A 23,228-nucleotide genomic window follows, 5' to 3' on the forward strand; every position below is an offset into this window, starting at 1 on the left:
CATGTTTCCATCATTTTTGCGAGCGACAAATTATCAATGAAATTCAAGGTTTCATCTAAAATATCCGACCATTTTATGGTAGAATAGGAACAGAGTGAACAGCTGTGCTAAGCTGTTTAAAGAAATACAATCCAATTGATTAATCTGAAAATGAAAATTTCAGTAAATGATAGAAAGAAGGGTATCTATGGCAATTACAGAAGAACAAGTCAAACATGTCGCTAAATTATCAAAATTATCTTTCTCCGAAGAAGAATTAGCGGACTTTACCAATCAACTAGATAAAATTATTGATATGGTGGAATTACTAGAAGAAGTAGATACAACAGGGGTTCCTTTTACTTCAAATGTGAATGAATCAATCAATGTCATGCGTGAAGACGTAGCGACACCAGGAATGGACCGTAAAGAATTAATGCGGAATGTTCCGGAATCAGAGAATGGTTACATTAAAGTGCCTGCAATTATGGATAACGGGGAGGCAGGAGCCTAATGGAAAAATTATACGACAAATCGTTAACAGAGTTACATGATTTATTGGTTTCAAAAGAAATCACAGCAGTTGATTTAACCGAAGAAACATTAAATCGTATTCAAGATACAGAAGAACAACTAGGTTCTTTTATCACAGTTAGTGAAGAAAAAGCAATGGCATTAGCCAAAGCGATTGACTTAAAAGGCATCACTGAAAGTAATCCATTAGCTGGGATTCCAATTGGGATTAAAGACAACATTGTCACAAAAGATATTTTAACAACAGCTGGCTCAAAAATGTTACACAATTTTGACCCAATTTATGATGCGACCGTGATGGATAAAGTCTATCAAGCAGATATGATTCCAGTCGGAAAATTGAACATGGATGAATTTGCCATGGGCGGAAGTACGGAAACGTCTTACTTCAAGAAAACAAAAAATGCTTGGGATCAAACCAAAGTTCCTGGCGGTTCTTCTGGTGGTTCAGCTTCTGCTGTCGCAGCCGGACAAGTCCCAGTTTCTTTAGGGAGCGATACAGGTGGTAGTATCCGCCAACCAGCCGCATTCAATGGTATTGTGGGCTTGAAACCAACGTATGGACGTGTGTCTCGTTTTGGTTTGATTGCTTTTGCTTCAAGTTTAGACCAAATTGGTCCATTGACACGAAATGTTAAAGACAATGCCTTAGCTTTAAATGCAATTAGTGGTTATGACGAAAAAGACGGTACTTCTGCAGGTGTTTCTGTTCCTGATTTTACGGCAGATTTAACTGGCGACATCAAAGGCATGAAAATTGCTTTGCCAAAAGAATACTTAGGTGAAGGGGTACAACCGGATGTTCGTGAAGCGGTATTAAAAGCAGCAGAAACATTTAAATCTTTAGGAGCAACGGTGGAAGAAGTTAGTTTGCCACATTCTAAGTACGGCGTAGCGGTTTATTATATTATTGCCTCTTCAGAAGCAAGTTCAAACTTACAACGCTTTGATGGCATTCGTTACGGGTACCGTTCAGACAATGTACAAAACTTAGAAGATGTCTATGTTAATTCACGTTCTGAAGGTTTCGGAACAGAAGTTAAACGTCGGATTATGTTAGGAACCTTCTCTTTAAGTGCTGGTTATTATGATGCGCACTTTAAAAAGGCTGGTCAAGTCCGTACACTAATCAAACAAGATTTTGAGAATGTCTTTGCGGATTATGACTTAATCATTGGCCCATCCACACCAACAGTTGCCTTTGGTCTAGGGGAAAACATCAATGATCCAATCACAATGTATATGAATGATATTTTAACCATTCCTGTCAACTTAGCAGGACTACCAGGCATGTCCATTCCAGCAGGCTTCTCAGAAGGCTTGCCAGTTGGTTTACAAATTATTGGAAAACATTTTGACGAACATACAATGTATAAAGCAGCCTATGCTTTTGAACAAGCGACAGATTTCCATACGAAAAAACCAGTCATTTTAGGGGGGAACGATTAATGAACTTTGAAACTGTCATTGGATTAGAAGTCCACGTAGAATTGAAAACCAACTCTAAAATTTTCTCCTCTGCGCCAGCGCATTTCGGAGCAGAACCAAACAGCAACACAAATGTGGTTGACTGGAGTTACCCAGGTGTTTTGCCTGTCATGAATAAAGGTGCCTTAGAATTTGGCATGAAAGCAGCACTTGCCTTGAACTGTGAAATTTCAAAAGAAACTCATTTTGATCGTAAAAACTATTTTTACCCAGATAACCCGAAAGCATACCAAATTTCTCAATTTGATCAACCAATCGGACATGATGGTTGGATTGAAATTGAAGTCGAAGGCAAAAAGAAAAAAATTCGCATTGAACGTGTACATTTAGAAGAAGATGCTGGGAAAAATATTCACGGCACAGATGGCTATTCTTATGTAGACTTGAATCGTCAAGGCACGCCTTTAATTGAAATCGTTTCTGAAGCAGACATGCGTTCACCAGAAGAAGCGTATGCTTATTTAGAAGCGTTGCGTTCAATTATCCAATTTACAGAAGTTTCTGATGTGAAAATGGAAGAAGGTTCTATGCGTTGTGATGCCAATATTTCTTTACGTCCGTATGGTCAAGAAGAATTTGGTACTAAAGCGGAATTAAAGAACTTGAACTCTATGAACTTTGTAAAAAAAGGTTTAGCTTATGAAGAAAAACGCCAAGCCAAAGTCCTATTATCTGGTGGCGAAATTCAACAAGAAACACGCCGCTTTGATGAAGCAACTAGTACAACGTTGCTTATGCGTGTTAAAGAAGGCTCAAGTGACTACCGTTACTTCCCAGAGCCAGATGTTCCTCGTTTTTCAATTGATGATGAATGGATTGAAAAAGTTCGCGCTAGTTTGCCAGAAATGCCAGCCTCACGTCGTGCCCGTTATATCAGTGAATTAGGGTTACCTGAATACGACGCAATGGTCTTGACTTTAACGAAAGAAATGTCAGATTTCTTTGAAGCAACTTTAGCAAACGGTGCAGATGCGAAACAAGCATCAAACTGGTTAATGGGCGAAGTTTCTGCTTACTTAAACAGTGAAAAAGTTGAATTAGCCGATACTAAACTGACACCAGAAAATCTAGCGGGTATGATTACTTTGATTAACGATGGCACAATCAGCTCGAAAATTGCGAAGAAAGTGTTCAAAGAGTTAATTGAAAACGGTGGAGATGCTAAAGAAGTTGTCGAAGCAAAAGGCCTTGTTCAATTATCTGATCCAGCGCAATTATTACCAATGATTAACGAAGTATTAGACAACAACCAACAATCAATTGATGACTTTAAAAACGGAAAAGACCGTGCAGTTGGTTTCCTTGTTGGACAAATTATGAAAGCAACTCGTGGACAAGCAAACCCAGGTGTGGTTAACAAGTTATTGCAAGAAGAGCTTTCAAAACGATAAGAAAGTAGCAGGCAAACCATGAAAAAAGCTAGAGTGATTTATAATCCAACGTCAGGAAAAGAGTTAATCAAAAAGAACTTAGCCGATATTTTATCTATTTTAGAAGAATGTGGTTATGAAGCCAGTGCATTTGCGACCACACCAGAAGAAAATTCAGCACGCAATGAAGCACATCGTGCTGCGCGTGCAGGATTTGATTTACTAGTAGCAGCAGGTGGAGATGGGACCATTAATGAAGTCGTGAATGGGATTGCTCCGTTGAAGTGGCGCCCTAAAATGGCCATTATTCCTGCTGGAACGACGAATGACTATGCACGGGCATTGAAGATTCCTCGTGATAATATCGTTAAGGCAGCAGAAGTGATTAAAAAAAATCAAACTGTCAAAATGGATATTGGCCAAGCCGGCAAAAATTACTTTATCAATATTGCGGCGGGTGGTCATTTAACGGAACTGACTTATGAAGTTCCATCAGAGTTGAAAAGTATTTTTGGTTACTTAGCGTACTTAGCCAAAGGAGCCGAAATGTTGCCGCGAGTGAAGCCGATTAAAATGCGCATGACGTATGATGAAGGTGTGTACGAAGGCAACGCATCAATGTTTTTCCTAGGGCTGACTAACTCGGTGGGTGGTTTCGAGCAAATCGTACCAGACGCTAAATTAGATGATGGTAAGTTTTCATTAATCATTGTAAAAACAGCCAATATTTTTGAGATTCTTCATTTAGTTGCGTTAATGTTAAATGGTGGAAAGCATGTTGAAGATCATCGACTAATCTATACAAAGACCAGCTATTTACATGCAGAAACGTTAGAAAAGAACAATAAAATGATGATTAATTTAGATGGTGAATATGGAGGCGATGCTCCAATGACCTTTAAAAATATGCATCAACACATTGAAATTTTTGCAAATGGTGATGCACTGCCGTCCAATGCAATTATGGGTTCTGTCTTAACTGGTAGCGATGAGATTGTCGTAGAATCAGAAGACGAAGAGGAAGAAGCATATAACGAAGCTAGCAAAGAATTTGTCAAAGAAGTTGAACGACTAACAGACGAAGATATTGATGGCGATGGAAAGATTGCCGAAAAAGAAAAGCACTAGGTAGTCCGTGAATAGCTAATGAAAGATTTAGTTGATAAGATCTTTCATTGGCTATTTTTTGACTAAGGGAAAGGGTCTCATTCTTTTATTTACCTAAAAAGTTTAAACGGAATTGCTAAATCGCCATGAAAATTCGTTGTTGCTTTTCTTAGGTATTTTCATTAGAATGAGTGAAGTGTATAAAAAGAAGGAGCGACTTATGAAAAATTATCCAGTAAAGAAAAATGACGTCATTGAAGTAGAAATCATTGACTTGACGCATGAAGGTTTAGGCGTGGCAAAAGTGGACCATTATCCATTGTTTATTGAAAATGCCTTACCAGGTGAAAAACTTGAAATCAAAGTCTTAAAAACAGGCAAAAGTTTTGGTTATGGGAAAGTATTGACTGTCCTAAAAAGCAGTGAACAGCGTGTTCCCGTGAAAGATGAAAACTTTACAAAAGTCGGGATTAGTCCGTTGCAACATTTGGCGTACGGCGCCCAACTATCATTTAAAACGCAACAAGTCGAAAATGTTATGCAACGTGTCGCTAAATTGCCAGAAGTCCCTGTTTTACCAACAATTGGGATGAACGATCCGTGGCATTACCGGAACAAAGCACAAATTCCCGTGCGTAAAATTGACAACCAACTACAAACAGGTTTTTTCCGGAAAAATAGCCATGATTTAATTCCAATGGAACATTTTTATATTCAAGACCCAGAAATTGATACAGCAATTGTTAAAATCCGTGACATTATGCGTAAATATAGCGTAAAACCTTATAACGAATCTGATAATACAGGGAACTTACGCCATATTGTCGTTCGTCGTGGCTACCATACTGGGGAGATGATGGTTGTTCTAATTACGAGAACACCGAAATTATTCCCAATTAGTAAAATTGTGCCAGATATTTTGGAAGCTATTCCGGAAGTAGTCAGCATTGTACAAAATGTAAATCCAAAACGAACCAATGTCATTTTTGGCGACGAAACCATCTTATTACATGGGTCTGAAAAAATTACAGATACTATTTTTGATTTGAAATTTGAAATTTCCGCGCGTTCATTTTATCAAGTAAATCCACAACAAACAGAAGTGATGTATCAAAAAGTTAAAGAGTATGCGGCTTTAACAGGCAATGAAATTGTGGTGGATGCCTATTGCGGGATTGGAACGATTGGCTTAACTTTAGCCCAAGATGCAAAGCAAGTTTACGGTATTGAAGTAATTGAAGAAGCGGTCAAAGATGCAGAAAATAATGCTAAATTAAACAACATTGAGAATGCCACTTTCACGGCTGGTTTAGCGGAAGAATTATTGCCAAAATTAGTTGAAAATGGCTTGCAACCAGATGTTGTGGTGGTGGATCCACCACGGAAAGGGTTAGACGGTCAATTAGTAAACACATTAATTGAAACGCAACCTGAACGAATTGTTTATGTCAGCTGTAATCCAGCCACACTCGCTCGCGACATTGCATTATTAACAGAAGGTGGCTATGAAGCAAAAGAAATTCAACCGGTGGATAATTTCCCACAAACGACCCACATTGAATCTGTCACGTTATTAACAAAGGCGGTGGATTAAATGAATGAAAAAGAAAAAATGTTAGAATTAATTAAAAAGAAACAAGGTGGTGGCCGTTCTAAAAAAATGGAAACTCCCAAAAATGATCGTAAAAACATGCGCAAAGGGCCTAAAATTTTTAATAAATAAGCGGTTATCAGTAAAAAGTTGTCTCCCATTAATGAAATGGGCGACAACTTTTTTGTTAAAGCATTCCTAGCCAAACAAATAAGTTGTTATTTTGCTAGTAAATCTGTTATTTTAGACAAAAGACAAGGAGGGCTATTCAGTGGAATATGTAACAACATTAGAAGAATTAGAAGAAAAAATTACAGACAATCGTCTACAAGCCGTCTTTTTGACAGCAAAAAATTGTAGTGTTTGTACAGTTGATAAACCGATTGTCGAAAAAATTGCAACAAAATATGAATTTCCTACATACATTGCAGAAGCTGATAAAAGTCCAGAAATAATTGGACAATTAAATGCTTTTTCTGCACCGACCATTATCTTATACTATGAAGGAAAAGAAATTCATCGCCAAGCTAAAATTATTAACTTTCAAGAAATTGAAAAGCGAGTTCGACAAGTACAAGAAAATAGTTAATCAAAAAGGAAGCCACCGATCACGGAGACTTCCTTTTTAATTATCTCGCTAAATGTTCAGTTTGTTGTTGAGAAAAAAGTTGATAACTGACAAAAACTTCTGCTCTTTTGTTTACTTCTAATTTAACGAAAATATTGTGGATATGTGTTTTTACTGTCCCGATTGATAGGAATAGTTCGTTGGCTATATCTTGATTTGTTTTGCACTCTAAAAGTAACGAAAGCACTTCTCGTTCTCGCTGCGTTAATTGATAGGCATCACAAAAAGGCGCCAAAAGTACGGGTTCATCTGATTGATTTTCTTCCAATTTAGCAGCGTCTTTTTCAAGAACCGACAGAGGAAAATCACGATTACAGAAGTAGATAATGGCGATCGAGAGAATGATTGTATAAATATCTTCAGAAACGTTTCGGTTGTTAATTTTAAAGACAATATCAGAATATTGGTCAATGTTAAAAATAACGAAGGTATCTTCCAAAAGAATCGCCACACCGAAACCAATGCTTAGCCAACCAATAAAACGAAGATATTTTTTCGCAAGGGCTGATAAAGGATCTGTTCGTAATTGATAGAGCGCATAGAAACCAAGGTAAATTAAAAATAACTGATTGGGTAAATAGTACAACCAAACTTTTAAGGCGGAATTTTGTGAAAATGGAATAGCTAGCATCCATAAACCAATTAAAAATAACCAGACAAATTGATAATTTTTAAAAGGACGCCCACTAATAGTATTGATAATAGCCAGATAGGCAAAATTACAACAAATAAAAATGATGGTCTTTAAAAAAGGTGCGGTCATAAAGATCTGATTATATTCGGTTGCAAACGAATTAATGAACTCAGTCATATAAACAATCACATTGTCACAAATAAAAATAACCATTAAAAAGAGAAGCAATAAAAAAATCGGTTGTTTATTTTTCAAGTAAAGATTTAAGGTAAAGGTTGAAGTAAACGAATATAAAATAATCAACAAGATGTTATAAATAAAAACAAATGTCACGATTGGAAACCCCTTTCATCTTTTATTTTAAGTGAATGATTTTTCAAAATAATTATACCATTTTCAAATCTATGATTGGTCAGAAATTAGAGAGAAATCCGCCTAAACTTTTATAAACCCCTGGTGTACCAACGGTTTATAACCATAAATAAACTTTTTTTAATGAAAAATCACGCCAAAAAAGAAAGCGTTTTCTAACTTTTGGCGGATAGTAAACTCTTCGCTAAACTTGGTAAAGTCAATGTGTAAACAAAAACAACTTTAGGAGGAACACATCATGAAAAGAGATTACGTTACAACAGAAACATATACGAAAGAGGAAATGCATTACTTAGTCGATTTATCATTAAAAATTAAAGAAGCGATTAAAAATGGGTATTATCCGCAACTGTTAAAAAACAAATCTTTAGGAATGATTTTCCAACAATCTTCAACTCGAACACGAGTATCTTTTGAAACTGCAATGGAACAATTAGGTGGACATGGCGAATATTTAGCACCTGGTCAAATTCAATTAGGGGGACATGAAACGATTGAAGATACCAGCCGCGTATTGTCACGTTTAGTAGATATTTTGATGGCTCGTGTGGAACGTCACCATAGTATTGTTGATTTAGCTAATTGTGCTACCATCCCAGTCATTAACGGTATGTCTGATTACAATCATCCAACCCAAGAATTAGGTGATTTGTGTACCATGGTTGAGCATTTACCAGAAGGCAAAAAATTAGAAGATTGTAAAGTTGTCTTTGTCGGAGATGCGACACAAGTTTGTTTTTCTTTAGGATTAATCACAACAAAAATGGGCATGAATTTTGTTCACTTCGGTCCAGAAGGTTTCCAATTAAATGAAGAGCATCAAGCGAAATTAGCAAAAAATTGTGAAGTTTCAGGCGGTAGCTTTTTGGTCACAGATGATGCAAGTTCTGTTGAAGGCGCTGATTTCTTGTACACGGATGTTTGGTATGGCTTGTACGAAGCGGAATTATCTGAAGAAGAACGTATGAAGGTTTTCTATCCAAAATATCAAGTGAATCAAGAAATGATGGATCGGGCAGGTGCCAATTGTAAATTCATGCACTGTTTACCAGCAACACGTGGGGAAGAAGTAACTGATGAAGTGATTGACGGTAAAAATTCTATTTGTTTCGATGAAGCAGAAAACCGTTTAACATCTATTCGTGGCTTATTAGTATATCTTATGAATGATTATGAAGCAAAAAATCCTTATGATTTAATCAAGCAAGCAGAAGCGAAAAAAGAACTAGAAGTTTTCTTAGACACTCAAAGCATTTAACGGCCAACTGTCCACTGATTGAAAAAATGAATCAGTGGACAGTTTATAAAGAGAGGAAGAGTCTTCATGGAGGGGAAAAAGAAATTTAGTTTAACGAGTGCCATTTTATCAGTCATCTGTGTGGTTTTCGTTGCTGAAGCAGCGGCGCCTGTTGCTGCAATTGGTAATTCTCAGTTTTTTTGGTGGATTTTCTTATTAATTGCATTCCTATTGCCATATGGGTTAATTTCATCAGAATTAGGAACAACTTATATTGGTGAAGGGGGCATCTATGATTGGGTGACCAAAGCATATGGTCATCGTTGGGGTGCCAGAGTTTCTTGGTATTATTGGATTAATTATCCATTGTGGCTAGCTTCATTAGCCGTTATGACGCCAGAACTATTAACGACAATTACAGGTATTAAGTTTTCAACACCGATGATGATTATTGTTGAATTAATTTTTACTTGGATTGTGGTTTGGATTAGTTTTTATCCAGTCAGCGACAGTATCTGGATTCTAAATGGAGCTGCCGTAATCAAGATGGTTTTAGCTGTCTTAATTGGTGGGCTAGGATTGTATGTAGCCTTGACGAAAGGTGTTGCCAATGAATTTACCTTGAAATCAATGCTGCCAACGTTTGACTTAAGGAGTTTATCTTTTATTTCTGTAATCATTTTTAATTTGTTAGGGTTTGAAGTCATCTGTACGTTTGCAGATGATATGGAAAATCCTAAGAAGCAAATTCCACAAGCTATTGTAGCAGCGGGGTTAGTCATTGCGGCCATTTATATTTTTTCAGCCTTTGGAATTGGGGTAGCGATTCCCACCGATCAAATTAGTACCGGCAGTGGTATGATGGATAGCTTTAAACTATTGACAGGCTCGACAGAAGGTTGGTTCATTATGTTGATGGCTTTCCTATTCCTTCTTACGTTGTTCGGCAACATGATTTCTTGGTCATTAGGAGTCAATAATACAGCTTGTTATGCTGCTGAAAATGATGACATGCCTAAATTTTTTGAAAAACGTAGTAAGAAAAATGACATGCCAATTGGGGCTGCTTTGATGAATGGCATTGTGGCATCGGTGGTCATTGTATTAGCACCAATTTTACCTAATCAAGATTTATTCTGGGCCTTTTTCTCCTTGAATGTCGTCCTATTCTTGTTATCGTATATCCCAGTTTTCCCAGCTTTTTATAAGCTTAGAAAAATTGATCCCGATACACCACGTCCGTTTAAAGTTAACGGAAAACCAGGATTTTTAAAAGTTTTAGTGGTTTTACCAATGATTATGATTATTATTTCACTGATTTTCACAGCAGTACCTTTAGATTTTAGTCCCGCAGCATTAAATGAAAAATTACCAATCACAATTGGGGCAATCATTTTTATTCTGTTTGGTGAAGTAATTATTTACGTGAAAAAAATTAAGAAGGGAACGAAAGAAAATGGCTAAACGAATTGTAGGAAGTACCCCTAAACAAGATGGCTTTAGAATGCCAGGAGAATTTGAACCACAAGAGAAAGTTTGGATGATTTGGCCAGAAAGACCGGATAATTGGCGTGATGGTGGTAAACCTGTCCAAGAAGCTTTTACTAATGTGGCCAAAGCAATTAGTCAGTTTACACCGATGAATGTGGTGGTTTCTCAACAACAATTTCAAAATTGCCGTCGCCAATTGCCGCCAGAAATTACGGTTTACGAAATGTCAAACAATGATGCCTGGGTCCGTGATTGTGGACCATCATTTGTCATTAACGACCATGGAGAAATCCGTGGTGTGGATTGGACATTCAATGCTTGGGGGGGATTAGTAGATGGATTATATTTCCCTTGGGATCAAGACGATTTGGTTGCACAAAAAATTTGTGAAATTGAGCATGTAGATTCTTATCGTACAGATGATTTTGTTTTAGAAGGCGGTTCATTCCACGTAGATGGACAAGGAACAGTCTTGACTACAGAAATGTGCTTATTAAGTGAAGGTCGAAATCCACAACTTTCAAAAGAAGCAATCGAACAAAAATTATGCGACTATTTAAATGTTGAAAAAGTTCTTTGGCTAGGTGATGGAATTGACCCAGAAGAAACCAATGGTCACGTGGATGATGTAGCTTGTTTTATTGCACCTGGTGAAGTGGCTTGTATTTACACCGAAAATCAAAATAGCCCATTTTATGAAGCGGCACAAGATGCGTATCAACGTTTGCTTAAAATGACTGATGCTAAAGGACGCCAATTAAAAGTCCACAAATTATGCTGTCCTGTCAAAAATGTAACCATTCAAGGCTCCTTCAAAATTGATTTCGTGGAAGGAACCATGCCACGAGAAGACGGCGATATTTGTATCGCATCCTATATGAACTTTTTAATTACAAATGATGGCGTGATTGTGCCACAGTATGGTGATGAAAATGATCGTTTGGCTTTAGAGCAAGTTCAAACGATGTTCCCAGATAAAAAAATTGTCGGCGTTAATACGGTAGAAGTTGTTTATGGGGGCGGCAATATTCACTGTATCACACAACAAGAACCAAAGCGCTAGGAGGGAAACAGATGTCAAAAATAGTGATTGCATTAGGTGGAAATGCGTTAGGAAATTCTTCGAAAGAACAATTGGTAAAAGCACAAACCGCTGCAAAATCCATTGTTGATTTAATTGAACAAGGCCATCAAGTGGTGATTGCTCATGGCAACGGGCCACAAGTTGGCAAAATTCGCTTAGCTTTTGAGGAAACGAGTCAATCTCCAGAAGATGTCGTGCCGTTTCCTGAATGCACAGCAATGAGCCAAGGCTATATTGGCTATCATTTACAACAAGCAATTGATGAAGAACTAGTAGCCAGAAATTTAGGGGAACAACCAGTTGTTACGTTAATTACACAAGTCGTGGTGGATCCAAAAGACCCAGCGTTTACAAAACCAACAAAACCAATTGGTGGTTATTATGACGAAGAAACAGCCAAGCAGTTGATGGCGAAAACTGGGAACGTCTATCAAGAAGATGCGGGTCGAGGCTGGCGACGGGTAGTTCCTTCGCCAAAACCAGTTGATATTTACGAAAAAGTTAGCTTGCGAACACTTGTTGATGCAGGACAAATCGTAATTGCTTGTGGTGGTGGCGGGGTTCCTATTGCCTATGATGGTCCAGTCTATCATGGTGTAGATGCAGTCATTGATAAAGACTTTGCGGCAGCAAAAATGGCTGAACTCATTGAAGCAGATGTTTTTGTGGTATTAACTGCAGTGGAACATGTTTTTGTTAACTTTGGTCAAGCAAATCAACAAGCTTTGACCGATGTTACGGTTACGGCAATGCAACAATATATAGAAGAAAATCAATTTGCGCCAGGTAGTATGTTACCTAAGGTGGAAGCGGCCATCAGTTTTGCAGAAAGTAAACCAAACCGCCAGGCGATTATCGGGCTTTTAGAATTAGCTTCGGAAGCAATCAAAGGAGAAAGTGGTACACGAATTACACAATAAATTCTCAGTATTTAACTTTCACAAAAGACTAAAACATACGCATTTAGCGGACTAACTTAATCGTTAGAGAGTAGGACATCGGTCGTTTTGACGGATGTCCTACTCTCTATTTTGTCTTTTTAACGAACAAAACTGTTAGTTGTCATGCAAAAATAAACATAGTAAGATAATCTTTAAATGGTATAGGAGGATAAAAATGTCTAAATTTTTTAAAGTAATCGGAATAATTGCTGTTTTGTTAGTCATAATAGGCGCTGCAGCGTATTGGTTTATACTCAAAAAGTTCACTCCTGAGGCAGAAACCCCAGCAATGTACAATCAAGAGAGAATCGTTAAAACGATTGAAGACCAATTAAAAGAAACAGATGTACAAAAAGCTCGTACCAAAGCACCGTTGATTATTGAAAAAAATATCACTGAATTACAGCAAGCGATTGCCAACGGAACATTGACCTATGAAGAACTTACGGCGTTTTATTTGGACCGTATTTTACAGTTCGATCAAATAGATAATGGTATGAACAGCATCTCTGAAATCAATCCGCAAGCAATTAAGGAAGCAAAGGCATTTGACCAGCAAACCTCTCAAACACCGAAGAAGCCTTTGTATGGTATTCCTGTGACTTTGAAAGAAAATATAAATACGACCAACATGATTTCAAGTGCAGGAGCTTATGCCTTACGTACGTTCAAGCCTAAGGAAGATGCGGAAGTAGTTAAGAAGTTAACAGAGGCGCAAGCTTTGATTTTAGGAAAAGTAAACTTATCTGAACTAGCGAATTATATGTCAATGAAAGCACCAAGTGGCTATAGTTCCAAACATGGACAAACACTTAATCCTTATGGGCCACTCAAAATAACACCTTCAGGTTCAAGTTCTGGGAGTGCGGCCAGTGTGACGATGAATATCGGCGCCTTCTCTTTAGGCACTGAGACGATGGGATCGATTGTTTCCCCCGCTTCTCATCAATCAGTGGTTGGTTTTAAACCGACCCACAGTTCAGTAAGTGGCGAAGGTGTTTTGCCATTGGCACCGTCATTAGATACAGTTGGCCCGATTGCCCGAAGTGTCGTTGATGCTGCGCAAGGCTATAATGCGTTTAAGAAAGACACGGTTCCGAGGATTGATTCAACGAAATTTACTAAAAATAACTTACAAGGTCAACGCATTGGGTTGCTAGAAATGCCAAGTGCTGAAGAAGAATTTACGGCTGCTAAAAAGGCCCTCCAAAAAGCTGGAGCAGAAGTGATTCCGGTAACACCAGACATGGAAGGGATTGATGGCGGGAAAGTTATTTCCAATGAATTTAAGTTTGCATTGGAAGAATTTGCGAAACGGTATGACTTACCATTTAAAACACTGGAGGAACTAATTGCGTATAATCAACAAGATAAAAAGGTTCGTGCCAAGTATGGGCAAGATTTATTAGAAGCAGATGTTAAAAAGAAACAACTAGATAAAGAAATCATTCAAACAACCATTAAAAAAGCACAGCAAACGTTTGATGCGTTGCTAAAAAAACAACAATTAGACGGATATGCCTTTATTGATTCTGAAGGTACGGGTTTAAGTGCTGTGGCAGAATATCCTGAATTGACTGTTCCTTTGGCGAAAAACAGTGAAGGACAACCTTATGGGCTGACTTTTACACAAACTGCCAATAAAGAGCAAACGTTATTTGAGCAAGCTTACAGCTTTGAACAAAGTACCAAAGGACGGATAGTGCTTTCAGACAACGAGCTATTGGCAAACAGTAAAAAAATAAGTAGTGATGAGCAGTAAAGGGAAACTAGGAATGGCGAAACATCCGTATCAAACCTAATAAAGATAATCGACCTACAAATGAAAGGAATTGTTTGTAGGTCGATTATTTAGGTTAGTCGTTTTTTTTTTGCTTTTTTAGGCGAATGTTTTCATGTAATAAGTTAATAAGTGGCCAGATTCGAGAAATAAGGCCATCAATTTTTAAGCATTTCAATAAAAAGAGTGAACGATGGCTGTGTTTGAAGCATGAATATGTGTGGTTGCTTCCGCTTTCGCAACATTAATTTGGAGCGCTACCGTCGTAAAGGGTTCTGCCGCAGGAATCATTAGATGGAAACAAATCCATGAATACATAGAAGATTAAAGCAAGATGAAGAAAATATTGTGGCAATAAAGGATATCAGAAAGCTTGCGAAATAACTATATGTAGTATTTTATTATTTTACTAATCAATATATAGTATTAAAATCTTCTTTTTATTCCGAAATCTGATTGACTTGTTTTTTAAAACGGAGTACTCTTATTGAGACGTCAACAGATAAAAGTTTGGTTTTAGGAAGGTCGGAAATTTGTTGTGAATAAGAATTTTTTGGTGAATGATTTTAAAGGTTGGGAAACGAGAAGTTACTTGTTTTTAGCTTTGATGGTGGGGGTACAGTTGATTGCATTTGCTATCAATCCATCGAATTGGATTACGTTAGTAGGTGGTTTAGCCGGCATCATTTGTGTGAATTTAATTGCCCAAGGAAAAGTCAGCAATTACATTTTTGGGTTAATCAGTGCAGTGATTATTGGCTATTTTGGGTTAGTGACACGGGTATATGCCGAAGTTCTTTTACAAAGCTTCTATATTATTATGGACATTACAGGGCTTTATGCTTGGCTTCGGGCTAGCGAGGATGGCTCGGGTCAAGTAACCGACGTAAAAGTTTTAAAAGGTATTCAGTGGTTGTATGCCTTTTTCACGTGGCTGCTCATTGGCGTAGCTGCATATATTTTGTTAGGTTTTGTAAATGATGCGCAACAAACATTAGATGCAATCACGTTCAGTGTTTCAGCGACAGGGATGTTATTGATGATTAAACGTTATCAATCGCAATTCGTGTTTTGGCTACTAGGAAATATTTTTTCAATTTTGTTATGGTTCCGAGCAGGGACGCACGCTGGTGGTGATTATGCGATATTTGTTATGTATTGTATGTATACTTTTAACTCAATTTTTGGTATGTTTAATTGGTTGAAGATAAAAAATAAAATGGAAAAAAATAGGTAGGGAGTTCGATGGCAGTGATTGTTTTAGCAGGTACGATTGGCGCTGGTAAATCTAGTTTAACAGCTTTAATTGCAAACCGTTTAGGTTCAGAAGCCTTTTACGAATCAGTTGATGATAATGAGGTATTACCTTTATTTTATGCGGAACCGGAAAAGTACGCATTTTTATTACAAATTTATTTTTTAAATAAACGTTTTGATAGTATTAAACAAGCATTAACGCATGAAAATAATGTATTGGATCGCTCGATTTATGAAGATTCATTACTTTTTCATTTAAATGCAGATTTAGGTCGTGCCAACGAAACAGAGGTCAAAGTGTACGATGACTTATTACAAAACATGCTCCAAGAATTGCCTTATGCTGCGCATAAAAAAAGACCTGATTTGTTAGTTCACATTCGTATTTCATTTCCCAAAATGTTAGAACGCATCAAAAAACGTGGCCGTCCTTATGAACAAATTGAGACAGATCCAACGTTGTATGATTACTATCAAATGTTGAACGAGCGTTATGATCAATGGTACGAAGACTATGATGAAAGTCCTAAAATTCAAATTGATGGCGATAAATATGATTTTGTCGAAGATCCTGAAGCGTGTCAATATGTCTTGGCATTAATTGAGAAGAAAATTGAAGAATTAGAAAGATAAATAAAAAGAAGCAAGTCCGGACTTGCTTCTTTTTGACTTAAAATGTGGATAGATAGGCTAAAGTTGCTACTAAATAAAGGAGTGTAGTGCTAAATTATAGAATCGGATTTTAACCTTCCCCTAAGTTAAAATCGGATAATCTATCTATCGACAGTTTAAGTTTGTATAAAATAGCGGTAGCTATTATCAACGAAGTCATTCATCGGTTGACCTGACTTCTCTAGAAGTATACCATCGAAAATAACCGACAGTTGTTCAAAATTTGGACTTAGTAAGTGTAAATTTTGATTGAAAGTTTCTGTAAATCAATCATTTATTCAAAAAATAATGCTCGAAAGAAGGAAGATAAATGAGCCAAATTTGGTTTGAACGCATTCTACGTTGGCGCAAAAAAGCGCAACGATTTTTACAAGGACGTTATGCCCGGTTCGATGAATTGAATCGAACGCTGTTGCTAACAAGTGTCGTGCTGGCGCTCATCAATATTTTTACTGGCTATCTTTGGGTTCGATTATTGATTTTAATCACAGTCGCCTACGTGTATTATCGCTTTTTTTCAAAACATATTCACCCGCGATTGAATGAAAATCAACGGTTTATTCTTCGAAAACAACGCCTAATGCAAAAGGTTCATGCTTTTCGCAAGCGACACATGACTCAGAAAGGATATCGTTATTTTAAATGTCCAAAATGTCAGCAGTCATTACGTGCGCCGAAAGGACGAGGAACAATCAAAGTCACTTGTTCAAAATGCCAAAATCAATTTATCAAAAAAGTCTGATCTTCTGTGTTTTTTGGTCTAGGCAACTTTTGGACTTGTGGTATACTTGAGAAAAGAAACCATTGGATATTCTAAAAGGGGAATATCTTGTTAAAAAAGGAGAGAAAAAACAATGGAAATTAAACGCCAACAAGAAATTGTTGAAGCGTATCACTATGATATGCGAGTACCTGATTCAGAAGTAGAGACAGATTTACGTGTCAGTTTTTCACCAATTGAAGTAGAAGAAGAAAATTATCCAGAAAATAGCTCAGCACTTGTTGCTCGCTTAGAATTTCGAATTGTCTTTGACGAATTTGTTTTATCAGGGGCGATTAGTCAAATTAATCACATTATTGATCGTAAAATTGAAAAACAAGAAGATATTTCGCAAGAAGAAGTCGATGAACTTGTGCGTCCTTTATTTAGCATCGTCGAACGTTTATCTTATGAAGTAACTGAAATTGCTCTGGATCGTCCAGGTGTTCAATTGAATTTTCAACAATCAGAAGAAGCTTAACCTTTAAAAACAGCGTTTGTAACGGATTCCGTTACAAACGCTGTTTTTATTCTTGTGAAGATTTAGCAACCAAAGCTTTTTTAAACTGTTCATAATTTTTTGTAGCGATATCTACATAAGCAATCGGCTGACCAACTTTGGTTATTTTTTCGGGAAGATAGGGAGCGAGCATTTCATTGTACAAAATGAACGCAGCTTCTGGTACTTCCTCTGAAAGAACATCATAACTGATAAAGTCAATTTCATAGGTTGGTTGAAAAAAGGCTTTGATGTTTTGCTGCTCTTTATTTGAAAAGAGCCAAGGACCCGCATTTGCAGGGCTTCCCACGAATAACGTCGCTCCATCACGGTTGACAGAAAGGATCCAACAAATTTTTTGCATACGCTTACACCTCCTAGAACTAAGTATACCACGTCAGCTTAAAAGAAAGAGGACAAAAAACAAATTATTTTTACAGTGACTAGTAAAACAACGCTTGGTGATAGTTTTAAACTATCGCAACGGTTATTTTCTATCAAAAAGTAAGCAAATTATCCCACTATTTGCTATAAAATAAGGTACAATAGAACTATCACTGGAAACAGTCTGCTGTTTTCAGGGTATTTACTGGAGAGTGAGTACCGGGAACCTTTACTTCCTTTGATGTACTTGTCATTAAAAACATAGGGAGGAACTAAAATGACAACATTCATCACTGTATTAGTGATCCTTGCATTTATTGCTGTGTTATTCGGTTTCTACCAAATGCAAAAGAAACATTTAAAATTCTCAACACGTGTCTTTTCAGCATTGGGCGTGGGGATTGTTTTAGGTGCAATTATTCAATTTGCTTTTGGTACAGACAGTAAAATTACTACGCAATCAATGGAATGGATCGGAATTGTAGGTAATGGTTATGTAGCGTTTCTACAAATGCTCGTAATTCCGTTAGTATTTGTATCTATCGTAGGTGCATTTACAAAAATGAAAGAATCCAATAAATTAGGAAAAATTAGCTTTAATGTGTTAGCCACCTTACTAGGAACAACAGCAGTAGCTGCCTTGGTGGGGATTGGAACAACCTTAGCGTTTGGCCTTCAAGGGGCAAAATTCACGCAAGGTGCTGCAGAAACGTCAAGAATTGCCGAGTTAGCGACGCGTCAAGATGCGATTCAAGATTTGACAATTCCCCAACAAATCGTTTCATTTATTCCTAAAAATGTCTTTGCTGACTTTGCGGGAACACGACCAATGAGTACCATTGGGGTGGTAATCTTTGCTGCGTTTGTTGGTGTCGCTTATTTAGGCGTTCGTCGTAAAGCGCCAAAAGAAGCTGAATTTTTTGCAAATTTAATTGATAGTTTATATAAAATTACCATGCGAATTGTTACCTTAGTTTTACGCTTAACCCCTTATGGCGTGTTAGCGTTAATGATTAATGTTGTAGCAACAAGTGATTTTGTTGCGATTATTAACTTAGGTAAATTTGTGTTGGCATCGTATGTGGCCTTAATTATTGTTTTTGCCATTCATATGTTGATTTTAATTACTTTAAAAGTCAATCCAGTTACGTATCTAAAAAAAGTTTTTCCAGTCTTGAGCTTTGCTTTTACTTCTCGTTCAAGTGCAGGAGCTTTACCATTAAATATTGAAACACAAACCAAAGCACTAGGTGTCGATGATGCCACAGCAAACTTTGCTGGTAGTTTCGGTTTATCTATTGGACAAAATGGTTGTGCCGGCGTTTATCCAGCTATGTTAGCAACCATCGTTGCACCAACTGTTGGAATTGATGTCTTTAGTTTACAATTTATTTTAATGTTAGTAGCAGTTGTCACAATCAGTTCATTTGGCGTAGCCGGTGTCGGCGGCGGAGCAACCTTTGCTTCTCTAATCGTTTTAGGCGCAATGAACTTGCCAGTTGCAATTGTTGGTTTGGTAATTTCGGTTGAACCACTTATTGACATGGCGCGGACAGCTGTTAACGTTAACGATAGTATGGTTGCAGGTGTGTTAACAAGTGCTCGTATTCATGAGTTAGATCGTGATGTCTTAAATGATCGCGACGTTGTCTTAGATGCAAATATCTAAATCAATAAAACGAAAAGTGTTTGAGCAATGTCTTGCTCAAACACTTTTTTTGGATTTTAAGCGAAAGTGCAGTAATTATTTAAAAGAACGTATATAATAAGTTGTTAACTAAATTCAAAAGGACGTGAAGGAATGTTTTCAAACCAAGTAAAGATTATGTTATATGTGAATAATGTTGAGGAATCTAGTCAATTTTGGCAAACGTTTGGCTTTGTTGAAAAGGAAAGAGAGGAAGTTGACGGCACATTGGTGGTAGAAATTGCACCAAGTGAATCAGCAGAAGCGATTATTGTTTTATATGATTTGGCCTTTATTCAAAAGCATTCACCAGAAGTGGCGGGGAATACCCCTTCTCTAATGTTTGCTAGCGATGATATCATTGGTCTCTATAAAAAAATGCAAGAGGCTGGGGTTACTGTTGGTGAAATGGTTCAATTGCCAACAGGCTTAGTTTTTAATTTTGCAGATAACGATGATAATTACTTTGCTGTGATGGGGCAAGAAAGTAAATAAAAAACAGCTTGGCACCAGAATCAATCTAGATTCTGGTGCCAAGCTGTTTTTTATAAAAGTTGAAAGTTTTATAAATTTTACTAAAATCTGTAATTTTCATGAAAATATAGCGTATGATAATGCTGTTAATAGAATAGGCGGAGGTAAGCGGTATGCGTAAACGACATGCAAAGAAAAGACATGGAGGAGTGAATTGGCTTTTTATAGTATGTTTGTTGGTGGTGATTGGTGGTAGTGGTTATTTAATAAAAACGTTCTTTTTCACTAGAGATTCACAAGTTAGTCAAGAATCGAAAGTGGTCTTGGAAGAAGATCGCCGAAGTGATAATTATGCGAATTTAACGAAAGAAATAGTTGCACCAGATAGTGGCGAACTTGATCAAAAAATTCAAGAAACAAATTATATTGGTTCGGCTTTGATCATTAAAGATGATCAGGTTTTAGTAAATAAAGGATATGGCTTTGCCAATTTTGAAAAGCAACAAGCCAATACGCCAAACACAAGGTTTCAGATTGGCTCAATTCAAAAATCTTTTACCACAACCTTGATCTTAAAAGCGATTGAAGAAGGTAAACTTACATTAGATACAAAACTCGCTACGTTTTATCCGCAAGTACAAGGTGCTGAGGACATTACGATTAGCGATATGTTGAATATGACAAGCGGTTTAAAGTTATCAGCAATGCCTAATAATATCGTTACCGATGAAGAAATTATTCAATTTGTTAAACAAAATACCATTCAAGTCAATAAAGGAAAATACAATTATTCCCCAGTAAATTTTGTCCTTTTAGCAGGAATGTTAGAGAAAATGTATCAACGTACCTATCAAGAATTATTTAATAATCTTTATCACAAAACGGCTGGTTTAAAGAATTTTGGCTTCTATGAAACCTTATTGGAACAACCCAATAATTCAACAAGTTATAAATGGACAGAAGACAATTCGTATAATCAAGTGCTCTCAATTCCCGCAGCTAGTTTTGCCCATGAATTTGGGACTGGGAATGTGGATATGACGACAGGTGATTTGTATTGGTACTTACATCAATTAATGAGTGGACACTTAGTTTCCACCGCACTTTTGCAAAAATTATGGACGTCTTCTCAGCAAAGTTCTTATCATGGCGGCATCTATGTTCATGATAATTATTTACGCTTACACGGCGTTGAAGCGGGTCAACAAGCCCTGGTTTTATTTTCAAAAGATATGAAAACCGGGGTCATATTGCTAACTAATTGTGTGAATCCAGCGAAATACAAAGAATTAATTGGTTCGTTGTTCCATGATGTAACCAATTTAACTGTTAAATTTTAAAGCAGAAGCAACAACGATCACTCCCAAAGCCTTTTTAGGTTTCTTCTGAGAGACTTTATATTAAAATAAAGGGAAAAACAATCAAAGGGAGTGACGAAGATGAAGCGATCAAAAAATAAACAAGTTGTTATTGGTGAATCAACGAAAAAAAACATTTATCTTCAAGATATAGAACAGGAAACGCAAGCTTTTATTCTCCAAAACAATCCACAATTGACAGCTGAATCGATGATTACATTGGCGGAGTTACTTAATTATCGTTTGGATTACATGAAACAATTGGTCGCAAATGATTCTGAAAAAATCCAACAACTGAATGAATTGGTGGTTCAACATATCAAAGAAGATAAGCTGATTTCCAATAATATGAATGAAAAGATGGAAAAGAAATTAACCTTTGGCCAACGAGCAGCGGATACCATTGCTAAATTTGGCGGTAGCTGGGTGTTTATTGGCTTCTTTTGCTTCGTGTTGATTGCTTGGATCGTGATTAACTCTACCACTTTATTGGGACAACCATTTGACAAATATCCTTATATTTTGCTAAATCTCGCCTTATCTTGTTTAGCAGCTATCCAAGCACCGATTATTATGATGAGTCAAAACAGACAAGAAGCCCGTGATAGAGAACAAGCGAATAATGATTATAAAATTAACTTAAAAGCAGAAGTAGAAATTAATTTATTACATGAGAAAATGGATTATATTATCAATAATCAACTAGAAAATTTGGTAAAAATCCAAAATATTCAAATTGAACTTTTAGGTGAATTGCAAGAACAACTCGCCGCGACTTCTGAAAAGGAGTAGTATAAAAAAGTAGCTCGTTGTTGCGTAATAATTATTACGCAACAACGAGCTACTTTTTTATTGTGTGTAAATACACAAGCAAAATAATCGCTTTCCCTTTTTTATTCACCGTATAATGGGATAGAATGACTTTATACAAAAGGGGAAAACAAGATGAAATACCAAGTATTACTTTATTACAAATATACAACAATTGAAGATCCAGAAGCTTTTGCGAAAGAGCATCTAGCTTTTTGCAAATCATTAAATTTAAAAGGCCGTATTTTAGTAGCGACAGAAGGGATTAACGGAACGTTATCTGGTACTGTCGAAGAAACAGAAAAGTACATGGAAGCAATGCAAGCAGATGAGCGCTTTAAGGATACATTCTTTAAAATTGATCCAGCAGAAGAAATGGCGTTCCGCAAAATGTTTGTTCGCCCACGTTCTGAATTAGTGGCGTTGAACTTAGAAGAAGACGTTGATCCATTAGAAACGACGGGGAAATATTTGGAACCTGCAGAATTTAAAGAAGCCTTACTAGACGAAGACACTGTTGTAATCGATGCTCGTAACGATTATGAATATGATTTAGGTCATTTCCGTGGTGCCGTGCGCCCAGATATCCGTAGCTTCCGTGAGTTACCACAATGGATTCGCGAGAACAAAGAACAATTTATGGATAAAAAAATTGTTACCTATTGTACTGGCGGGATTCGCTGTGAAAAATTTTCTGGCTGGTTATTAAAAGAAGGATTTGAAGATGTTGCTCAATTGCATGGTGGTATCGCCAACTATGGAAAAAATCCAGAAACACGTGGCGAACTTTGGGACGGCAAAATGTATGTCTTTGATGACCGAATCAGTGTCGAAATTAATCATGTTGATAAAAAAGTTATTGGGAAAGACTGGTTTGATGGGACACCTTGCGAACGCTACATTAACTGTGCAAACCCAGAATGTAATCGTCAAATCTTAACTTCAGAAGAAAATGAACATAAACATTTAGGCGGCTGCTCATTAGAATGTAGCCAGCATCCTGCCAACCGTTATGTAAAAAAATATAATTTAACAGAAGCAGAAGTTGCTGAACGTTTAGCTTTGTTAGAAGCGGTTGAAGTATAAAAATA

At 36.9% G+C, this 23,228-nt stretch carries 23 protein-coding genes; 21 read left to right on the forward strand and 2 right to left on the reverse strand.

Features of this window, described 5'->3' with window-relative positions; all coding sequences use genetic code 11:
- The first annotated feature begins 187 nt into the window (after nt 1-187).
- The 7 genes from gatC to IGM09_RS02385 all read left to right on the forward strand — a co-directional run bounded on the left by gatC (nt 188) and on the right by IGM09_RS02385 (nt 6,658).
- Nucleotides 188-493 carry an Asp-tRNA(Asn)/Glu-tRNA(Gln) amidotransferase subunit GatC gene (gene gatC / locus IGM09_RS02355; RefSeq protein ID WP_002355569.1) on the forward strand — a complete coding sequence of 102 codons (306 nt, stop codon included), beginning with the start codon at nt 188-190 and terminating at the stop codon, nt 491-493.
- Nucleotides 493-1,962 carry an Asp-tRNA(Asn)/Glu-tRNA(Gln) amidotransferase subunit GatA gene (gatA, locus tag IGM09_RS02360; protein ID WP_002358701.1) on the forward strand — a complete coding sequence of 490 codons (1,470 nt, stop codon included), beginning with the start codon at nt 493-495 and terminating at the stop codon, nt 1,960-1,962. The genes gatC and gatA overlap by 1 nt, the downstream gene beginning before the upstream one ends.
- Nucleotides 1,962-3,392, forward strand: a complete 1,431-nt coding sequence (gene gatB, locus IGM09_RS02365; protein ID WP_002358703.1) for an Asp-tRNA(Asn)/Glu-tRNA(Gln) amidotransferase subunit GatB — start codon at nt 1,962-1,964, stop codon at nt 3,390-3,392. Before gatA ends, gatB begins: the two co-directional genes overlap by 1 nt.
- Nucleotides 3,393-3,410: 18 nt before the next feature.
- A complete protein-coding gene (locus tag IGM09_RS02370) occupies nt 3,411-4,499 on the forward strand; it encodes a diacylglycerol kinase (RefSeq protein ID WP_010713881.1) in 1,089 nt (362 codons plus the stop codon).
- Between the two features lie 199 nt (nt 4,500-4,698).
- Entirely contained in the window at nt 4,699-6,072 is a 1,374-nt protein-coding gene (gene rlmD / locus IGM09_RS02375; protein WP_010712012.1) for a 23S rRNA (uracil(1939)-C(5))-methyltransferase RlmD, read from the forward strand.
- Nucleotides 6,073-6,201, forward strand: coding sequence for a hypothetical protein (locus tag IGM09_RS02380; protein ID WP_002355577.1), 129 nt, complete (start codon nt 6,073-6,075; stop codon nt 6,199-6,201). It begins immediately after the preceding gene.
- Nucleotides 6,202-6,340: 139 nt separating this feature from the next.
- Nucleotides 6,341-6,658 carry a thioredoxin family protein gene (locus IGM09_RS02385; RefSeq protein ID WP_002355583.1) on the forward strand — a complete coding sequence of 106 codons (318 nt, stop codon included), beginning with the start codon at nt 6,341-6,343 and terminating at the stop codon, nt 6,656-6,658.
- A gap of 40 nt (nt 6,659-6,698) precedes the next feature.
- Here IGM09_RS02385 and IGM09_RS02390 read toward each other — a convergent pair whose 3' ends face one another.
- Nucleotides 6,699-7,544 (reverse strand): helix-turn-helix domain-containing protein, encoded by an 846-nt coding sequence (locus IGM09_RS02390; RefSeq protein ID WP_050588858.1) that lies wholly within the window; start codon nt 7,542-7,544, stop codon nt 6,699-6,701.
- Nucleotides 7,545-7,941: 397 nt separating this feature from the next.
- On the opposite strand from IGM09_RS02390, the gene ptcA reads away from it, so the two are divergent.
- The 9 genes from ptcA to IGM09_RS02435 all read left to right on the forward strand — a co-directional run bounded on the left by ptcA (nt 7,942) and on the right by IGM09_RS02435 (nt 17,406).
- Nucleotides 7,942-8,961 carry a putrescine carbamoyltransferase gene (gene ptcA / locus IGM09_RS02395; protein ID WP_002355587.1) on the forward strand — a complete coding sequence of 340 codons (1,020 nt, stop codon included), beginning with the start codon at nt 7,942-7,944 and terminating at the stop codon, nt 8,959-8,961.
- A 66-nt stretch (nt 8,962-9,027) separates the two neighbouring features.
- A complete protein-coding gene (locus tag IGM09_RS02400; protein ID WP_033624830.1) occupies nt 9,028-10,404 on the forward strand; it encodes an APC family permease in 1,377 nt (458 codons plus the stop codon).
- Entirely contained in the window at nt 10,397-11,494 is a 1,098-nt protein-coding gene (gene aguA, locus IGM09_RS02405; protein WP_033624831.1) for an agmatine deiminase, read from the forward strand. Before IGM09_RS02400 ends, aguA begins: the two co-directional genes overlap by 8 nt.
- A gap of 11 nt (nt 11,495-11,505) precedes the next feature.
- On the forward strand, nt 11,506-12,435 hold the full coding sequence (gene arcC, locus IGM09_RS02410) for a carbamate kinase (protein WP_033624832.1): 930 nt from the start codon (nt 11,506-11,508) through the stop codon (nt 12,433-12,435).
- 196 nt (nt 12,436-12,631) lie between these two features.
- Entirely contained in the window at nt 12,632-14,218 is a 1,587-nt protein-coding gene (locus IGM09_RS02415; protein ID WP_033624833.1) for an amidase family protein, read from the forward strand.
- Nucleotides 14,219-14,774: 556 nt separating this feature from the next.
- Complete coding sequence (gene pnuC / locus IGM09_RS02420) at nt 14,775-15,473, forward strand: nicotinamide riboside transporter PnuC (RefSeq protein WP_002408018.1); 699 nt, start codon at nt 14,775-14,777, stop codon at nt 15,471-15,473.
- Nucleotides 15,474-15,481: 8 nt separating this feature from the next.
- Nucleotides 15,482-16,126 carry a deoxynucleoside kinase gene (locus IGM09_RS02425; RefSeq protein WP_002355594.1) on the forward strand — a complete coding sequence of 215 codons (645 nt, stop codon included), beginning with the start codon at nt 15,482-15,484 and terminating at the stop codon, nt 16,124-16,126.
- A gap of 349 nt (nt 16,127-16,475) precedes the next feature.
- Nucleotides 16,476-16,907, forward strand: coding sequence for a hypothetical protein (locus tag IGM09_RS02430; protein ID WP_033624834.1), 432 nt, complete (start codon nt 16,476-16,478; stop codon nt 16,905-16,907).
- A 112-nt stretch (nt 16,908-17,019) separates the two neighbouring features.
- The gene (locus tag IGM09_RS02435) at nt 17,020-17,406 is read left to right on the forward strand and encodes a DUF1149 family protein (RefSeq protein WP_002358717.1); all 387 of its coding nucleotides are present in this window, start codon (nt 17,020-17,022) and stop codon (nt 17,404-17,406) included.
- A gap of 46 nt (nt 17,407-17,452) precedes the next feature.
- Here the strand turns inward: IGM09_RS02435 and IGM09_RS02440 are convergent, their stop codons facing one another.
- Complete coding sequence (locus tag IGM09_RS02440; RefSeq protein ID WP_002366186.1) at nt 17,453-17,788, reverse strand: hypothetical protein; 336 nt, start codon at nt 17,786-17,788, stop codon at nt 17,453-17,455.
- A 297-nt stretch (nt 17,789-18,085) separates the two neighbouring features.
- Between IGM09_RS02440 and IGM09_RS02445 the strand changes: the two genes are divergently transcribed.
- The 5 genes from IGM09_RS02445 (at nt 18,086) to IGM09_RS02465 (ending at nt 23,223) form a co-directional block, all read left to right on the forward strand.
- Nucleotides 18,086-19,477 (forward strand): L-cystine transporter, encoded by a 1,392-nt coding sequence (locus IGM09_RS02445; protein ID WP_002355598.1) that lies wholly within the window; start codon nt 18,086-18,088, stop codon nt 19,475-19,477.
- A gap of 132 nt (nt 19,478-19,609) precedes the next feature.
- Nucleotides 19,610-19,990, forward strand: coding sequence for a VOC family protein (locus IGM09_RS02450; RefSeq protein WP_002358720.1), 381 nt, complete (start codon nt 19,610-19,612; stop codon nt 19,988-19,990).
- 152 nt (nt 19,991-20,142) lie between these two features.
- On the forward strand, nt 20,143-21,309 hold the full coding sequence (locus IGM09_RS02455) for a serine hydrolase domain-containing protein (protein ID WP_002398113.1): 1,167 nt from the start codon (nt 20,143-20,145) through the stop codon (nt 21,307-21,309).
- 99 nt (nt 21,310-21,408) lie between these two features.
- Nucleotides 21,409-22,119, forward strand: coding sequence for a DUF1003 domain-containing protein (locus IGM09_RS02460; RefSeq protein WP_010713876.1), 711 nt, complete (start codon nt 21,409-21,411; stop codon nt 22,117-22,119).
- 153 nt (nt 22,120-22,272) lie between these two features.
- The gene (locus IGM09_RS02465) at nt 22,273-23,223 is read left to right on the forward strand and encodes a rhodanese-related sulfurtransferase (RefSeq protein ID WP_002358723.1); all 951 of its coding nucleotides are present in this window, start codon (nt 22,273-22,275) and stop codon (nt 23,221-23,223) included.
- The last annotated feature ends 5 nt before the right edge of the window (nt 23,224-23,228 follow it).

Origin of the sequence: Enterococcus sp. DIV0167 (assembly GCF_050541555.1) — a bacterium.
Classification (GTDB): domain Bacteria; phylum Bacillota; class Bacilli; order Lactobacillales; family Enterococcaceae; genus Enterococcus; species Enterococcus faecalis.

What these genes read in the sequence shown, in the direction of transcription:
- gatC (WP_002355569.1), top strand. Translation starts at nt 188, where the DNA reads ATGGCAATTACAGAAGAACAAGTCAAACATGTCGCTAAATTATCAAAA.
- gatA (WP_002358701.1), top strand. Translation starts at nt 493, where the DNA reads ATGGAAAAATTATACGACAAATCGTTAACAGAGTTACATGATTTATTG.
- gatB (WP_002358703.1), top strand. Translation starts at nt 1,962, where the DNA reads ATGAACTTTGAAACTGTCATTGGATTAGAAGTCCACGTAGAATTGAAA.
- IGM09_RS02370 (WP_010713881.1), top strand. Translation starts at nt 3,411, where the DNA reads ATGAAAAAAGCTAGAGTGATTTATAATCCAACGTCAGGAAAAGAGTTA.
- rlmD (WP_010712012.1), top strand. Translation starts at nt 4,699, where the DNA reads ATGAAAAATTATCCAGTAAAGAAAAATGACGTCATTGAAGTAGAAATC.
- IGM09_RS02380 (WP_002355577.1), top strand. Translation starts at nt 6,073, where the DNA reads ATGAATGAAAAAGAAAAAATGTTAGAATTAATTAAAAAGAAACAAGGT.
- IGM09_RS02390 (WP_050588858.1), bottom strand. Translation starts at nt 7,544, where the DNA reads ATGGTTATTTTTATTTGTGACAATGTGATTGTTTATATGACTGAGTTC.
- ptcA (WP_002355587.1), top strand. Translation starts at nt 7,942, where the DNA reads ATGAAAAGAGATTACGTTACAACAGAAACATATACGAAAGAGGAAATG.
- IGM09_RS02400 (WP_033624830.1), top strand. Translation starts at nt 9,028, where the DNA reads ATGGAGGGGAAAAAGAAATTTAGTTTAACGAGTGCCATTTTATCAGTC.
- aguA (WP_033624831.1), top strand. Translation starts at nt 10,397, where the DNA reads ATGGCTAAACGAATTGTAGGAAGTACCCCTAAACAAGATGGCTTTAGA.
- arcC (WP_033624832.1), top strand. Translation starts at nt 11,506, where the DNA reads ATGTCAAAAATAGTGATTGCATTAGGTGGAAATGCGTTAGGAAATTCT.
- IGM09_RS02415 (WP_033624833.1), top strand. Translation starts at nt 12,632, where the DNA reads ATGTCTAAATTTTTTAAAGTAATCGGAATAATTGCTGTTTTGTTAGTC.
- IGM09_RS02425 (WP_002355594.1), top strand. Translation starts at nt 15,482, where the DNA reads ATGGCAGTGATTGTTTTAGCAGGTACGATTGGCGCTGGTAAATCTAGT.
- IGM09_RS02430 (WP_033624834.1), top strand. Translation starts at nt 16,476, where the DNA reads ATGAGCCAAATTTGGTTTGAACGCATTCTACGTTGGCGCAAAAAAGCG.
- IGM09_RS02435 (WP_002358717.1), top strand. Translation starts at nt 17,020, where the DNA reads ATGGAAATTAAACGCCAACAAGAAATTGTTGAAGCGTATCACTATGAT.
- IGM09_RS02440 (WP_002366186.1), bottom strand. Translation starts at nt 17,788, where the DNA reads ATGCAAAAAATTTGTTGGATCCTTTCTGTCAACCGTGATGGAGCGACG.
- IGM09_RS02445 (WP_002355598.1), top strand. Translation starts at nt 18,086, where the DNA reads ATGACAACATTCATCACTGTATTAGTGATCCTTGCATTTATTGCTGTG.
- IGM09_RS02450 (WP_002358720.1), top strand. Translation starts at nt 19,610, where the DNA reads ATGTTTTCAAACCAAGTAAAGATTATGTTATATGTGAATAATGTTGAG.
- IGM09_RS02455 (WP_002398113.1), top strand. Translation starts at nt 20,143, where the DNA reads ATGCGTAAACGACATGCAAAGAAAAGACATGGAGGAGTGAATTGGCTT.
- IGM09_RS02460 (WP_010713876.1), top strand. Translation starts at nt 21,409, where the DNA reads ATGAAGCGATCAAAAAATAAACAAGTTGTTATTGGTGAATCAACGAAA.
- IGM09_RS02465 (WP_002358723.1), top strand. Translation starts at nt 22,273, where the DNA reads ATGAAATACCAAGTATTACTTTATTACAAATATACAACAATTGAAGAT.